The following is a 15554-nucleotide window of genomic DNA, read 5'->3' on the forward strand; positions in this document are numbered from 1 at the left end:
ACTAAGCTTATTTAAATAAGCTTAGTGTGAATTTCATAATTCTTGTTTTTTGTTGATTATAAACCAAAGAATTAAAAATCCAATAATTCCAATAGGTATAGCAAGCATAAATAAAATTAATTTAATAATTATTTTACTTAAAAGTAAAAATATAGCATTAACAATAAATACATTATCACCTAATAGCATATTTTTTAGTTCTTCCCATACAAAACATGCAAAAGGAAAGAATATTAGGTTAATTATTAAAGTAAAAAATAAATAAAAGTCATGTGTGGGCAAGGCAAAATAAAAGAATGATAAAATAATAATTCCAAAGATGTAGTGCCTTATAAGCCAACCTAAATTTACATTACTAAAAACCTTTAATGGATTCATAAAATACTCCTTATATTTATTGTTTATTTATAATTTAAATTTTTTATTATAAATAACTTTTTTTAATATGGGCTTAAATAATGAAAAATATCCATTTTATCGGTTAGGTGGTATAGGAATTTCCGCTTTTGAAAAATTAGTAGGATTAAGCAATACTTTAAATGTAGGAGTAGATAATAAAGTAAGAATAGCTAAAAACTCTCATGAGCTTGTAGGAGAAAACAAAGACATAGAAATAGGTGCAAATCAAAATACTATTATCCATAAAGATGAGATAAGGAATGTGAAGGGAGAAAATAAATTATTAATAGAAAAGTCTTTAACCCAAACAATAGAAAAAGAATTTTTCCTTAATGTTCATCAAAATTTATCCGCCCATATACAAGATAACACATCTTTAAAGTCTAATTCCATGCAAACAAAGATAGAAGAGCAATATTCTTTAGAATCAGACAATTCAACTTTTGACTTTCAAACAGATTGTGAAGTAAAGGCAGGTAATCAAATCCTCCATCAAGTAGGTGATACTCAAATTGTTACTAAGAAAGATTGTGTTATTATTAAAGCAGGCGGAGTAGAAGTGATTATAGACTCTAATGGACTTGTGGTTAAAGGTGGAGAGCTTAAGGCAGAGTAAAGGATAAAAATGAGCCAAACAAACAATAACACAGAAATCAAAGAACAAGACACTCAAGATGAAATCATTTGGGAAGGAAAAAAGGATATACCTTCGTTTTTGCTTTATTGGATAACATATATTGTATTTTTATGTTTTTTTCTTTATTTATTTCCTAGATTATTTAATAAAGAAATAGATTATAAATGGTTTATAGTTTTTTTACATTTCTTTTAGGCATATATGCATTTGCACGAGCGATCTATAAAATGGCAAATATTAAAAGAATTTATGTCACAAAAGAAAAACTTGTGATTGAGTATCATATTAAAAATGATTTGGTTTTTCCTTTAGGAACTTTTTTTATATATTATCGTAAAATTTCATATTCACCTTCTCCAGGACATATAGTGATACATACCTTTGGAGATAAGGCCAAAGAATACCTTGAACCTGGTTTATTCAGTGATGGCGATGATCCAACAAAAGGTTGTTTTGAAAGAATTAATGCCATTATAAAACCCTATGTAATGCCTTATTTGCTAGGCTTAAGTGATGAAGAATTTGAAAAAATCTTTTTCCATATAAACGCTACTAGTGAAATTGATACCACTTTCCTTAAAGAAGCAATGGAACTCAGAAAAGAGAAAAAAGATGAATGAAAATAATACACAAGGAAATGAAAAATTGATTTTTTTAGAAATGAAATGATTTGGGAGTTAATAAAGAATATATAAATTTTTAAAAATAATGCTTTTTTATAAAGTTTTAAGAGCTTTTTTATATTTTTATTTTAGTAAAAAAGTGCTAAAATTTAGCCTTTAAGGTATAAAGGTTTAAATGATGCAAAATATCCATTTTATCGGCATAGGCGGTATAGGAATTTCCGCTTTAGCAAGATTTTTAAAAGAAAAAGGTTTTAAGATTAGCGGAAGTGATCTTAAAGAAAGTAAAATCACTAACGAACTAGAAAAAGAAGGGGTTAAGGTCAGTATCCCTCATCATAAAGACAATATTTTAAACAAAGATTTAGTTATTTATTCTGCTGCTATCAAAGAAGAAAATCCTGAATTTAAACACGCTAAAGAATTAGGCATTGAATGCCTTTCACGCAAGGAAGCCTTACCTCTTATTTTAGAAGATAAGCGTGTTTTTGCAGTTGCAGGAGCACATGGAAAAAGCACGACTTCAAGTATTTTAGCTTCTTTACTTGATGATGCTTCTGTGATCATCGGAGCGATTTTAAAAGAATTTGGTTCAAATATGATTTATAAAGAAAGCCAAAACCTTGTTTTTGAAGCTGATGAGAGCGATAGTTCTTTTTTAAATTCAAATCCTTATTTGGCTATAGTTACTAATGCAGAAGCAGAGCATTTAGATCATTATGGTAATGAAGTTTCAAAACTCCATCATGCTTATACAGAGTTTTTAGACACGGCTAAAATTCGCGTGATTAATGCTGAAGATGAGTTTTTGAAAAATTATAAAAATGAGTCAATCAAGCTTTATCCAAGCAAAGATATCAAAAACTGCACCATGTGTATAGAAAATTTCAAACCTTTTACAAGCTTTGAGTTGAAAGATTTAGGTGAATTTAAAGTTTTTGGCATGGGATATCATTTAGCCCTTGATGCGTCTTTGGCGATTTTAGCGGCTTTAAATTTCTTAGATATAGAAACGATAAGAACTAGGCTTAAAAATTATCAAGGTATTAAAAAGCGTTTTGATATTTTACATGCTGATGAAAATTTGGTTTTAATCGATGATTATGGTCATCATCCTACCGAAATAAAAGCGACTTTAAGTGCAGCACAAGAATATGCAAGATTAGGCGGATATAAAAAAATCACAGCTATCTTTGAACCTCACCGCTACACGCGTTTGGCTACAAATTTAAAGGAATTTGCAAAGGCTTTTGAAGGTGTTGATGAGCTTATAATTTTACCTGTTTATGCTGCAGGAGAAGAGTCTATAGAACTTGATTTAAAGGCGGTTTTTCCTAAGGCTTTATTTGTAGAAGATATTAAAAGAGAGGGTAAATTTTTGGTGGCTTCTAAGGGGCAGGTTTTTGAAGAAGGGCTTATTATAGGTTTTGGCGCAGGAGATATCAGTAATAAATTAAGGCAAAAGAATGAGTAGGTTTTTTTTATATCTTTTAATCATCTTAATTTTAGCCTTAATCACTTTTGCTTTGCGTGAAAAATTAGGCAAAAAAACTAAACCTTTTTTTGGTATTTTGCTTGTGATTTTTATTGTTTTAGCAGTATTTTTTGAATTTGAAAACACGCAAAAAAGTCATTTAAGAACAGATATTATCGTAGCTTTTAATCAAAATAAAAATATTTTATGTAAAGATATCAATGTTTCTAAGGCGTATTTTAATTATGAATTTGGTACAGGAAGTTTTATTTCAAAGGATAATAATCAAAGTTTTAATTCTTTAATCATAGATATTAAAGATTGTAGGTTAAATGATGAATGATACAAAAGAAGAATTGATCTCAAAGCTTGATTTAAACAGCTATTTAGAAGAGTTTAAAGCCCTTTTTGCAAGAGATAAGGAGATTTTTTTGCAAGGAGATTCTAATCTTCATTTTAAACGTATACATGAGCTTTGCGAGGTGGAATTTCCTACTATACCAGAGCTTAGCAATCTTGATAAAGCCTTGGTTCATTTAAGTAAGCAAGGAATTTTACATTTAGATGAAATTTTTGAATTTGTAAAAATTTTTCGTTATTTTGAAAAGTTAAAAAAAATAAAACTAGGAACAAATTTAGACTCTTGGCTACAAAAGATAGAATTTGTTAGCGGGGCTTTGGAGCTTTGTTTGAATTTCGATGAAAAAGGGGAGTTAAAAGAAAGTTTAGATGAAAGACTTGTAAATCTTAATGCCGCTCTAAGATTAAAAAATGAAAGCATAATAGCTGAGTTTAAGAAATTTTGCTATACAAAAGCTTTAATGCCTTATCTTATCGATACACAAATCCATCTTATAAACAATCTTGAAGCCTTGCTTGTAAGAGGCGGGTTTAATCACGCTATTAAAGCAAAAATCATAGGCAGAAGTAATGGCGGTGGCTTTTATATCGTGCCTTTAAGTGTTGAAAATTTGCAAAATGATATAGAAAAAATCAAAAATCAAAAAGAAGAAATTTATTATGAATACGCTAAAAATTTCTCAGCTTTTTTAGCAAAAAACCTACCTTTTTTAAAATTTATCAATACAGCCTTTGATCTTTTTGATCATTATAGTGCTAGGGTTTTGCTTGCTAAAAAAAGGGATTTTGAATTTGTTTTGTGTGATCAAAGTACGGATTTAGTGCTTAAAAATTTCGCTCATCCTGCCTTAAAAAATCCAAAAAGCGTGAGTTTGGAATTTAAAAAACAAGTTTTAATCATCACAGGGGTAAATGCAGGCGGAAAATCCATGCTTTTAAAATCCATGCTAAGCGCAGCATTTTTAGCTAAACATCTTTTGCCTATGCATATAAAAGCAAGTGAAAGTAAAATCGGTACTTTTAAAGAATTTGATGCCATCATAGAAGATCCGCAAAATGTTAAAAACGACATTTCAACTTTTGCAGGAAGAATGTTGCATTTTTCTAGACTTTTTTCTAGGAAAAATTTGCTTTTAGGTATCGATGAAATAGAGCTTGGAACAGATTTTGAAGAAGCGGCTTGTTTGTATAGTGTGTTAATTTCAAAACTCATAGCTAATAATCTTAAAATCATCATTACTACACACCACAAACGCCTTGCCATGCTTTTAGCAAAGAATGAGCAAGTTGAACTCATCGCTGCCTTATATGATGAAGAGCTTTCACGCCCAAAATACGAGTTTTTAAAAGGCACCATAGGAAAATCTTATGCCTTTGAAACCGCTTTGCGTTATCAGATTCCGCCGAATTTAGTTAGCGAGGCTAAAAAGCTTTATGGCGAGGATAAAGAAAATTTAGAAGAGCTTGTGGGTAAAAATATCAATCTTGAATTAGAACTAAAAGCTAAGCTTGAAAATGTCGAGAAAAAAGAGCAAAAAGTCGATGAAATTTTACTTTCCTTAAAAGAGCAAAAAGAAAAAAATGAACAAGAATTTCGTACGAGTTTGAGAAATTTAGAATTTAAATTTCACAAAGCCATAGAAGAAGCTAAAAAAACCATACAGCTTAAAGATATAAAAGACAAGCAAAGAAGTCTTAATAAAGCCAATGAACTTAAAAAAGAAATCATCTTGCCAAGTATGGAGCAAAACGAAGAATTGCGTGTGGGGGATTTTGTAAAATATGAAAAAATTAAGGGTAAAATCATAAGCATTTCTAAAAACGATGCTATGGTTGAAAGTGATGGGATCAAACTTCGTGTGCCTTTAAAACTGCTTAAAAAAAGCACTCCTGCACCTAAAATAAGTCCAAAAACAAGCATTAGTGTGGCAAAACCGACTAATCTTAGCGTTAGCTTGGATTTGCACGGGCTTAGGAGTGATGAAGCTATTTCAAGGCTTGATAAATTTATTTCAGATGCTTTGCTTGCAGGCTTTGATGAAGTTTTAGTTTACCATGGTATAGGAACAGGAAAGCTTGCCTTTGCTGTAAGAGAGTTTTTGAAAACTCATAAAAGTGTCAAGGGCTTTAATGACGCACCGATCAATCAAGGTGGTTTTGGTGCTAAGGTGGTAAAATTATAAGGAAATAAATGATTACAAAAGATAATTTAAAACAAGTTTTAGAAAACTTAGGCTTTAAAAATAAAAATGAAAATTATGTAAAAACAATCAATAATTACACTCTTTTAATAGATTATAAAAACCAAAGTATTAATTATCCAAAAGAAATAAAAATTCACGATAAAACTACTTCTAATTTTTCACACCCTGAAAATTTTGTAGTTTTTGAATGTGTGCATAGACTTTTAGAAAAAGGTTATAAGGCTGAACATTTAGAGTTAGAGCCAAAATGGAATCTTGGCAGGGATAAAAAAGGTGGTAAGGCTGATATTTTAGTAAAGGATAATGAAAACAATCCTTATTTGATTATAGAATGTAAAACCACAGATTCTAAAAATAGTGAATTTATAAAAGAATGGAATAGAATGCAAGAAGATGGCGGACAGCTTTTTTCTTATTTTCAGCAAGAAAAAGGTGTAAAATATCTTTGTCTTTATACAAGTGATTTTAGCGATAAGTTAGAATATAAAAATTACATCATACAAGCTTACGATAACGAAGAATATCTAAAAGAAAAGGAATTGCAAAATTCTTATAAAAAATCTAATAACAATATAGAACTTTTTAAAACTTGGAAAGAAAGTTATGAACTGCAATATTTTAAACAAGGTATTTTTGAAGCAAATGTCAATGCCTATAAAATTTTAGAAATTACTCCAACTTTTGATAATCTTAAAGAACTTAAAGAAGAAGGCAAATATCACGAATTTGCAAAAATTTTACGCAAGCATAATATATCAGGCAAGGAAAATGCCTTTGATAAACTTGTAAATATTTTTCTTTGCAAAATTTATGATGAAACTTTTAATAAAAACAATCTCAAATTTGGATATTTTGGTGTAATGGCAGATACTTATGCAAATATGCAAGATAGATTAATGTGGCTTTATAAAGAAGCTATGAAAGAATTCTTAGGAGAGAAAATTACCTTTGTATCTAATGAAGATATAGAAAAAGACTTTAAGCAATTAAAGATAAAAACTTTAAAAGAAGTAATGCAAAATTACATCAAAGAATTAAAATTTTATTCAAATAATGATTTTGCATTTTAGAAGTGCATAATAAAGAATTATTCTTAAAAAATGCACTTGTATTAAAAGAAATAGTAGAGCTTTTTGCAAATTACAAGCTTACTCAAAACTCTACAAATCAATTTTTAGGCAATCTTTTTGAACTTTTTTTACAAAAAGGTATGAAGCAAGATGAAGGGCAGTTTTTTACCCCTATTCAAATTTGTGAATTTATTATGTATTCTTTACCGCTTCAAGAAATGTTAAGCAAAAGCTCTAAAGCTTTAAGGGTGATTGATTATGCTTGTGGTGCTGGACATTTTTTAAACACCTATGCCAATGAGCTTAAGCGTTATCTAACAGAAGATGAGCTTAAAGAGCATTATAAAAATATTTATGGTATTGAAAAAGAGTATCGCTTAAGTAAGGTTTCTAAGGTATCAAGTGCAATGTATGGGCAAAATGAAATCAATATTTTATATGCTGATGCACTTGCTTCTTTTGAATTAGCAAATACAAATAATTTAGAAGGAGAAAAAGCAAAACCACAAATAGAATCAAATAGTTTTGATTTGCTTATAGCAAATCCGCCTTATTCTGTAAAAGGATTTTTAGAAACTTTAAGTGATAAATCTAAAAATACTTATAAACTTTTCAACGATGATATAAACATAGAAACAAATAATTCTATCGAATGCTTTTTTTGCGAGCGAGCAAATCAAATTTTAAATGATAATGCTAAAGCTGCTATTATCTTACCAAGTTCTATTTTAAATAAAGATTCTATTTATAAAAATACAAGAGAAATATTATTTCAAAATTTTGATTTTATTGCCATTGTAGAGCTAGGTAATCAAACATTTGGAGCAACAGGGACAAATACGATTATTTTATTTTTACGCAAAAAAGAAACTTTTAAACAAGAAAATCATCTTATTTCTCAAGATTATAGTTTGATTAAAGAACGCATAGAAACTGAAAATTTAAAAGACAATGAAAACTTTTATCAAAATTATCTAAGTGCGTATTGTGATTTTAGAAAATTTGATAAAGAGCTTTATAGCAATTTTTTAAATGGTAATTTAGATTCTAAACTTGCAGAGCTAGAAGCCTTTAAAGATTATCGCAATGCATTTAGGCAAACAAGTGATTATAAAAAACTTAAAGAATCTAAAATTTATAAAGAAAGTAAAGATAAGCAAGATTTAGAAGATAAAGCCTTTTTAGCTTATGCTCAGGCAATCGAAAAGGATAAATTGCTTTATTTTAGTCTAAGTCTTAATCAAGAAGTTTTAATCATAAAATCCCCAAGTGATATAAAAGAACAAAAGAAATTTTTAGGTTATGAGTGGAGTAATAGAAAAGGTGATGAAGGTTTAAAAGAATTGCACGAGCCTTATTTGAGCCCACTTTTTGAAAGAGGCAATCCACAAAATGAAACTAAGCTTAATACTTTAATCTACAAATCTTTTTTAAATACGCTTGATGTTATCCCGCAAGAATTGCAGATTTATGCTACAAAAGCAAGGCTTGTTGATATGATGGATTTTGAAAAAGTGGAATTTAATAAAGCTATAAGTTTAAATCCTAGCAATTCAACGCAAAGTGAGATGTCTAATCCTTTTATAAATTCTAAATTTGAGTTAGTAAGACTTAAAGATTTTGTATTAGATATTCAAACCGCAAAGCGTCCTAGTGGTGGTGTCGGCAAATATGAAAACGGTGCACTGAGTCTTGGTGGAGAACATATAGACAATAAAAGTGGGTATATCAAATTAGATAATCCTAAGTATGTACCAATAGAATTTTATGAAAGTTTTGCGTTGCAAGATAAAGGAATTGTAAAACAATTTGATATTTTAATATGTAAAGATGGTGCATTAACTGGAAAAATTGCAATGGTGCGTAATGAATTTATTAGGAAATCTGCAATGATTAATGAGCATATTTTTTTATTGCGTTGTGATAATATAGCAAAACAAAAATATTTATTTTATATATTACATTCTTATAGTGGACAACAAGCTTTAAAATCTAAAATTACAGGTTCGGCTCAAGGCGGAATCAATAAAACAAATTTAGAATCTATTTTAATACCAAATGCAGACTTTGAGATTCAAAAGCAAATCGTGGCAGAATGTGAAAAGGTAGAAGAGCAGTATAACACAATAAGAATGAGTGTAGAAGAGTATCAAAATTTAATCAAGACAATACTTCAAAAATGCGGTATTATAGATGATGGGGGGGGGTATGAGCTAAATTCTATTTTAGAAAATTTGCAAAAATTAGAATCTAAACTTGACTTTAATCTTTTGCTTTCGCTAATTGAAGAACAAATTAGTCATTCTGAAGTATTAGTTGAAGAAACTCAAAGCAAGGAAAGAAAGCAAGATTTTAATGCTTTTAAAAACTTTTCTAAAACCATACAAGAGCTTTTACAAACTCTCTCAACTCCACCAAAAGATGGCTGGAAGAGAATTTCTTTAAAGAATGAACAATATATAGAACTTAATCCTAGCAAAAAAGAAATATCAAAACTTGATGAAAATATGCTTGTCTCATTTATAGAAATGGCTAGTGTTTCAGATAAGGGTTATATTCAAAGTAAGATAGATAGGTCATTAAACGAAGTAAGAAAAGGCTACACATATTTTATAGAAAATGATATTTTGATTGCAAAAATTACTCCTTGCATGGAAAATGGTAAATGTGCTATCGCAAAAAATCTAACAAATAACATAGGTTTTGGTAGCACAGAATTTCATATTTTTAGAGCAAAAACAGGGCTTGATAGCAGTTTCTTATTCTATAATCTAAATCAACAAAATATAAGAGAAAAAGCAGCTCTTGCTATGACTGGAGCAAGTGGACACAAAAGAGTTCCTATAAGTTTTTATGAAAATCTTACAATCCCACTCCCACCGCTAGAAATTCAAGAAAAAATTGTTCAAAACATTGAATTAGTGGAACAACAAATTGATTTTCTTAATCTTAAATTAGAATTGTTAGAAAAAGAAAAAGAAAAAATCTTACAAAAATATTTATTTTCTTAAAGCATTTTTCGCTAAACTTTGTAAATTTTATAAGGTTTAGCTATGAAAAACATTATGATATTAAGCGGAGCGGGTTTGTCTGCTCCAAGCGGGCTTAAAACTTTTAGAGACAATGATGGACTTTGGGAAGAATACGATGTGATGGAGGTTTGCTCTGCAACAGGTTTTAGAAAAAATCCTAAAAAAGTACTTGATTTTTACGATGCAAGAAGGGCACAACTTCAAAATGTAAAGCCAAATCACGCCCATGAAAAAATCGCACAGTTAAAAGAAAAATGGGGTAAAAACCTTTTTGTCATCACGCAAAATGTAGATGATTTGCTAGAGCGTGCAGGGTGTAAAGATGTAGTACATTTGCATGGATTTTTGCCCGAACTTCGTTGCCTAAAATGTGAAGGAATTTTTAATATAGGCTATGAAAAATTCACAGATAAACAATGTCCAAAATGCAAAAGTAAGGATTTAAGACACAATATAGTCATGTTTGAAGAGCAAGCCCCTGCTTATGCTACGCTTTATTCTTTGCTAAATCAAACTTCGCTTTTTATCAGCGTAGGCACAAGTGGGGCGGTTTTGCCTGTAGGGCGTTATGCTTCAATATGCGAAAAAAGTATTTTAAATATCTATGAAAAAGATGCGAATTTAGAGCGGTATTTTGATAAAATCTACACTGAAGATATTATAAGCGCTATTGATAAAATCGCACTTGATATAGAAAATTTTATGAAAGATGGCAATGTTTGATTCTTTTTTAAGTGGAGTTTTTTTGGGCTTTGGAGTGAGTGTGCCTTTTGGACCTGTAAATATTTTGATTTTAACTTATGCACTAAAAGTTTTTAAAAATTCCATAGCTGTAGGACTTGGAGCATTTAGTATAGATATGCTTTATCTTTTTTTGCTTCAATTTGGGCTTTTAAATTTCTTAGACAATGTCATTTTTATGCGTTTTTTGGCGATTTTTGGTTTTTGTTTTTTAACTTATATGGCTTATTTGATGTTAAAAAAGAAAAATGAAGATTTGCATTTGGATCAGCATAAAGATTTTAAAGAAAGTCTTTTAAAAAGCTATGTTAAAGGTATCATTTTAAATGGCTCTAATCCTTATGTGATAGGTTTTTGGCTTAGCGCTGCAAGTGTGGTTTTAAGTAGTGATCATGCTTATTTGATGACTTTAGGGCTTGTTGTGGCTATACTTTTTTGGGTAAGTGCTTTAGCCTTTGTGGTGGCAAGATATAGTCATGTTTTTAGTGCAAAAGTTGTTTTTATAATCAATATAATTTCAGCTATAATTATAGAGTATTTTGCTCTTAATTTATTATATAAAACTTTTATAGGATAAAAAAATGAATGCAAAAGAATTTTTAATCGAACTTTTAAAATTTAAATCTGTTACGCCAAATGATGATGGAGCTTTAAATTTCATCGCTATGGAACTGAGTGATTTTGAAGCTTTTTTTATAGAAAAAGAAGGCATTAAAAACCTTTTACTCACTAAAAAATTTAAAGATGAAGGCGAGCATTTAGCTTTTGGTGGGCATGTAGATGTGGTGCCTGCAGGCGAGGGTTGGAGTAATAATGCTTTTGCGCCTGTGGAAAAAGAAGGCTTTATCTATGCAAGGGGTGCTCAAGATATGAAAAGCGGAGTAGCAGCCTTTGTGGATGCGGTAAAGAATGCGGATTTTAAAGGAGCAAGACTGAGTCTTATTTTAACAAGTGATGAAGAAGGCGAAGCTATATATGGAACTAAGGCTGTTTTAGAATGGATGCAAGAAAGAGATATGCTACCTGATTATGCTGTGGTTGCAGAGCCAACCTGTGTTAAAAAAATCGGCGATAGTATTAAAATAGGGCGTCGTGGTTCTATCAATGGTAAGCTTTTGATACGCGGAAAACAAGGACATGCGGCTTACCCTGAAAAATGTATCAATCCTGTGCATGATTTCGCACCGGTTTTAAAACTTTTAGCGGGTTTTGATCTTGATCCAGGTAGTGCTGAATTTAGCCCTTCAAAAATCGTTATAACTGATATTCGTGGAGGTATGGGGGTGTGTAATGTTACTCCAAATGATTTAAGACTTATGTTTAATGTTCGCAATTCTCCTGATACAAATTTAGAAGATGTAAAAAGTTATGTAGAAAAAATTTGTCATGGTTTAAACTATGAGTTAGAGCTAAAACAATCAAGCGAAGCTTTTTTGACAAATATCGACAATAAAATCGTTCAAAAAATGAATGAAAGCGTTCAAAAAATCACCCATGAAGTGCCAGAGCTTAATACTAAAGGCGGCACAAGTGATGCAAGGTATTTTGCAAAATACGGTGTAAAGGTAGTGGAATTTGGGGTTTGTAATGATAGAATTCACGCTATTGATGAAAGAGTAAGTATAGAAGAATTTGAAAAACTTTGCCTTGTTTTTAAAGACTTGATAGAAAATTTTTAAAGGTTTAGAATGATTGAGGAAATTTTAAAAGATAGTGATTACAAGCTAGATCTATTTAGTAAAAAAGCTATTGCTGAATTGGAAACTAAAATTATAGCTAAAACAAACAAAAATAACCAAATTATATACTATACTAATTGCCTTATCCGCGATAAAGAAATTAAACTTACGCCAGAAGAAATTGTGCGTCAGCTTTATATCGATAAGCTTTTAAATGAATATAACTATCCTAAAGATATGATAAAAATTGAATTTGGTGTGCATTTTGGACGCGAAGTAAAAAGGGCTGATATTGTGATAATGGATAAAATCCAAATCACAACCCCATACATCATTATAGAAGTAAAAAAGCCAAAGTTGAAAGATGGCAAAGAACAATTAAAAAGTTATTGTAATGCTACAGGTGCAACTATGGCTGTGTGGTGCAATGGTAAAGAAATTAGCTATTATCATAGAAAAGATCCAAATTATTTTGAATCTATTCCAAATATTCCTGCATCAAACCAGACATTACCAGATCTGTTGAAAGTAAAATTTACCTTTGATGATTTGATTAAAGAAGATATTTTAAAAAGTCAAAAGCGAAGTTTAAAGAATTTAGTTACAGAAATGGAAGATGAGGTGTTGGCAAATGCTGGAGTTGATGTATTTGAAGAATGTTTTAAGCTTATATTTATAAAACTTTTTGATGAGCTAGAGGGTGCAAGAGATAGAACAAAGAGCTTAGAGTTTAGAAATTATGGAGAGTCTGATTCTGAACTTAAGCAAAAAATAGAAAAACTCTTTGATAAAGCAAAGAAAAAATGGGAAGGTGTATTTAATAATGATGAGAAAATTAAACTTTCTCCTTCGCACCTAAGTGTATGTGTATCATCATTGCAAAATGTAAAGTTATTTAACTCAAATTTAGAAGTGATTGATGATGCTTTTGAATATCTAGTGAATAAATCCTCAAAAGGTGAAAAAGGGCAATATTTTACTCCGCGTTATGTAATAGATATGTGTGTAAAAATGCTAAATCCTAAAAAAGATGAAAGTATGATAGATACTGCAAGTGGAAGTTGTGGATTTCCGATACATACTTGTTTTTATGTGTGGCGTTCAATTTATAAAGAAAGAGGCATAGAAGCAAGCCATCTCTTTACAGCCCAAGAAAAGATTTCTGAGTGTCAAGATTATGTAAAAGAAAAAGTGTTTGGTATAGATTTTGATGAAAAGAGTGTGCGCGTATCAAAAATGCTTAATCTAATTGCAGGTGATGGGCATACAAATGTTTTGTATTTAAATTCCATTGACTTTGATAGATGGGATGAATGGGTAAAAGATGATGAAGATTGGCAAGATGTGTATTTTGAAGGTTTTAAACGCTTAAAAAATTTAAGAGCGACTAAAAATCAAAATAGGGATTTTAATTTTGATATTTTAATGGCAAATCCACCTTTTGCAGGAGATATAAAAGAGAGTAGAATTTTAGCTAGATATGAGTTGGGCAAAAAGGAAAATGGCAAACCTCAAAGTAAAGTAGGAAGAGATATTTTATTTATCGAACGAAATTTAGATATGTTGCGTCCTGGTGGCAGAATGGCTATTGTGCTTCCACAAGGGCGTTTTAATAATTCAAGCGATAAATATATAAGAGAATTTATCGCACAAAAAGCTAGAATCTTGGCAGTTGTAGGACTTCATGGAAATGTCTTTAAACCACACACGGGGACAAAAACAAGTGTTTTATTTTTACAAAAATGGGATGATAAATTATGTCCAAAGTGTGAGGACTATAATATCTTCTTTGCTACTATGAGTGAGCCCAGTAAGGATAATTCAGGTGAAAAGATTTATTACCCACTTTTAGATTCTCATGATCATTTAGTTGTAAAACATGATTTGTTTCATCCGCATTTAGAAGGCGATGAGCCTATAAAACAAAAAGATGAAAGCCAAGAAGAGTTTGACAAAAGAATACAAGAATATAGGTTAAATGTAGAAAAATATAAAGACTTGCAAAAAGATGGCATAGCTGAAGCTTTTATTGAATTTGCAAAAGCAGAAAATTTGAGTTTTTGGAAAGAATAAGCGAATGGATAGTATGAAAGAATTTAAAATTTTTTGCGATGAAAGCAATCATTTATCCTACAAAGATAATCTAACTTTGTGTTCAAAGGTTATGGTATTAGGAGCGCTTAAAGTTCCATCATCTGAAATTATTAAAATTAATAAAACAATTAAATATTTAAAGCATAAATATAAATATAATAAAGAAATTAAATGGACAAAACTAAATTTAAGTCAAAAAGGTTTTTATGATGAATTATTAGAATTCTTTTTTTCTTCTGTATATATGTGGTTTAAAGCTGTATTAATTCCAAATAAAACCATTCTACAACATGATATTTACAATCAAGGAGATCACGATTTATTTTATTATAAAATGTATTATCAAGCATTGCATAATTTAATAGATATTGATACAAAAATAAAAATATATCTTGATTATAAAGATACGAAGAGTGGAGATAAAATAAAAGGATTGGAAAAAGTTTTGTTTAATAAATTTAAACAATCAGTAAATATAAAAATTTTTACAATTCAATCACATGAATCAAATATTGTTCAACTTGTGGATTTGTTAATAGGTGCTATTTCATACAAAGCAAGAAATGATATAGAACATGTAAGCGAAATAAAAAATTATATTATAAATAAAATTGAAACATTGGCAAATATTGAATTAGATAAAGGAACGCCACCTTGGGAAAATAAATTTAATATTTTTAGGATTCAATTGAGTAAAGGTAAACAATAATGTATCACCTCTTGGATTTTAGCACTTGTAAATGTGAAAATGAAAAATTTGACTTAGCTTATAAAATTTTCAAACAAGACTTTATTGAGGCTCCATTGTATTTAGCAGGTTGTATTTATATAGATCCGCAATCACATAAGAAGCATAAGGGGAAAGAAAAGATATTTTGGCATATCACAACACGAGAAAACAAACAAAATAAAACAAGGGAGTTTGATAGCCAAAGAGCTTGCAGAATAAATTGGATTAAACAAATTATTATCAATCATACTCATTCTGAAATCAAAGCTTTTTATTATAAAGAGAAACGGGCAATCCGTTTTTATTTGTGGTTACATAACCATAACTTTATAGTTATTTTGCAAAAGCTAGGCAGAAGTAGTTCATTTTTAGTGACAAGTTTCTACATAGATAAAGGATATAATAAAAATACTTATGAAAAAAGATATAGAAATTATATAAACGGAAATGATATAGAGCTAAAGAATTGCGAATGGTTTTAGGGGTTTGGTGCAGATTTAGGCATCTGCAA

13 protein-coding genes and 1 pseudogene are annotated in these 15554 nt (G+C 29.8%); 13 read left to right on the forward strand and 1 reads right to left on the reverse strand.

Annotated features, from left to right (window positions below; translation table 11 throughout):
* Positions 1 to 33 precede the first annotated feature (33 nt).
* Entirely contained in the window at positions 34 to 378 is a 345-nt protein-coding gene (locus FOC43_RS02350; protein ID WP_002790635.1) for a hypothetical protein, read from the reverse strand.
* Between the two features lie 67 nt (positions 379 to 445).
* Between FOC43_RS02350 and FOC43_RS08965 the strand changes: the two genes are divergently transcribed.
* The 13 genes and pseudogenes from FOC43_RS08965 to FOC43_RS02415 all read left to right on the forward strand — a co-directional run bounded on the left by FOC43_RS08965 (position 446) and on the right by FOC43_RS02415 (position 15525).
* Positions 446 to 1015: a hypothetical protein gene (locus FOC43_RS08965; protein WP_004283965.1), complete on the forward strand. Its 570-nt coding sequence runs from the start codon at positions 446 to 448 to the stop codon at positions 1013 to 1015.
* 9 nt (positions 1016 to 1024) lie between these two features.
* The gene (locus FOC43_RS02360; protein ID WP_002795637.1) at positions 1025 to 1231 is read left to right on the forward strand and encodes a hypothetical protein; all 207 of its coding nucleotides are present in this window, start codon (positions 1025 to 1027) and stop codon (positions 1229 to 1231) included.
* A complete protein-coding gene (locus FOC43_RS02365) occupies positions 1201 to 1656 on the forward strand; it encodes a hypothetical protein (RefSeq protein ID WP_004283968.1) in 456 nt (151 codons plus the stop codon). The genes FOC43_RS02360 and FOC43_RS02365 overlap by 31 nt, the downstream gene beginning before the upstream one ends.
* A gap of 178 nt (positions 1657 to 1834) precedes the next feature.
* A complete protein-coding gene (murC, locus tag FOC43_RS02370; protein ID WP_004283970.1) occupies positions 1835 to 3133 on the forward strand; it encodes a UDP-N-acetylmuramate--L-alanine ligase in 1299 nt (432 codons plus the stop codon).
* Complete coding sequence (locus FOC43_RS02375; RefSeq protein WP_002805008.1) at positions 3126 to 3476, forward strand: hypothetical protein; 351 nt, start codon at positions 3126 to 3128, stop codon at positions 3474 to 3476. The genes murC and FOC43_RS02375 overlap by 8 nt, the downstream gene beginning before the upstream one ends.
* A complete protein-coding gene (locus FOC43_RS02380) occupies positions 3466 to 5676 on the forward strand; it encodes an endonuclease MutS2 (RefSeq protein ID WP_023890825.1) in 2211 nt (736 codons plus the stop codon). The genes FOC43_RS02375 and FOC43_RS02380 overlap by 11 nt, the downstream gene beginning before the upstream one ends.
* A gap of 8 nt (positions 5677 to 5684) precedes the next feature.
* A pseudogene (locus FOC43_RS02385) lies at positions 5685 to 9778 on the forward strand (N-6 DNA methylase).
* Positions 9779 to 9820: 42 nt separating this feature from the next.
* Positions 9821 to 10522, forward strand: coding sequence for an SIR2 family NAD-dependent protein deacylase (locus tag FOC43_RS02390; protein ID WP_004283985.1), 702 nt, complete (start codon positions 9821 to 9823; stop codon positions 10520 to 10522).
* Positions 10515 to 11117: a LysE family transporter gene (locus tag FOC43_RS02395; protein ID WP_031263858.1), complete on the forward strand. Its 603-nt coding sequence runs from the start codon at positions 10515 to 10517 to the stop codon at positions 11115 to 11117. Before FOC43_RS02390 ends, FOC43_RS02395 begins: the two co-directional genes overlap by 8 nt.
* 4 nt (positions 11118 to 11121) lie before the next feature.
* Positions 11122 to 12219 carry a succinyl-diaminopimelate desuccinylase gene (gene dapE / locus FOC43_RS02400; protein ID WP_004283989.1) on the forward strand — a complete coding sequence of 366 codons (1098 nt, stop codon included), beginning with the start codon at positions 11122 to 11124 and terminating at the stop codon, positions 12217 to 12219.
* 9 nt (positions 12220 to 12228) lie between these two features.
* Positions 12229 to 14292: an N-6 DNA methylase gene (locus FOC43_RS02405; RefSeq protein ID WP_004283991.1), complete on the forward strand. Its 2064-nt coding sequence runs from the start codon at positions 12229 to 12231 to the stop codon at positions 14290 to 14292.
* Between the two features lie 4 nt (positions 14293 to 14296).
* On the forward strand, positions 14297 to 15022 hold the full coding sequence (locus FOC43_RS02410; protein WP_004283994.1) for a DUF3800 domain-containing protein: 726 nt from the start codon (positions 14297 to 14299) through the stop codon (positions 15020 to 15022).
* A complete protein-coding gene (locus FOC43_RS02415; RefSeq protein ID WP_004283995.1) occupies positions 15022 to 15525 on the forward strand; it encodes a hypothetical protein in 504 nt (167 codons plus the stop codon). The genes FOC43_RS02410 and FOC43_RS02415 overlap by 1 nt, the downstream gene beginning before the upstream one ends.
* Positions 15526 to 15554 lie beyond the last annotated feature (29 nt).

The organism is Campylobacter coli (assembly GCF_009730395.1).
In the GTDB taxonomy this organism is placed as follows: Bacteria; Campylobacterota; Campylobacteria; order Campylobacterales; family Campylobacteraceae; genus Campylobacter_D; species Campylobacter_D coli.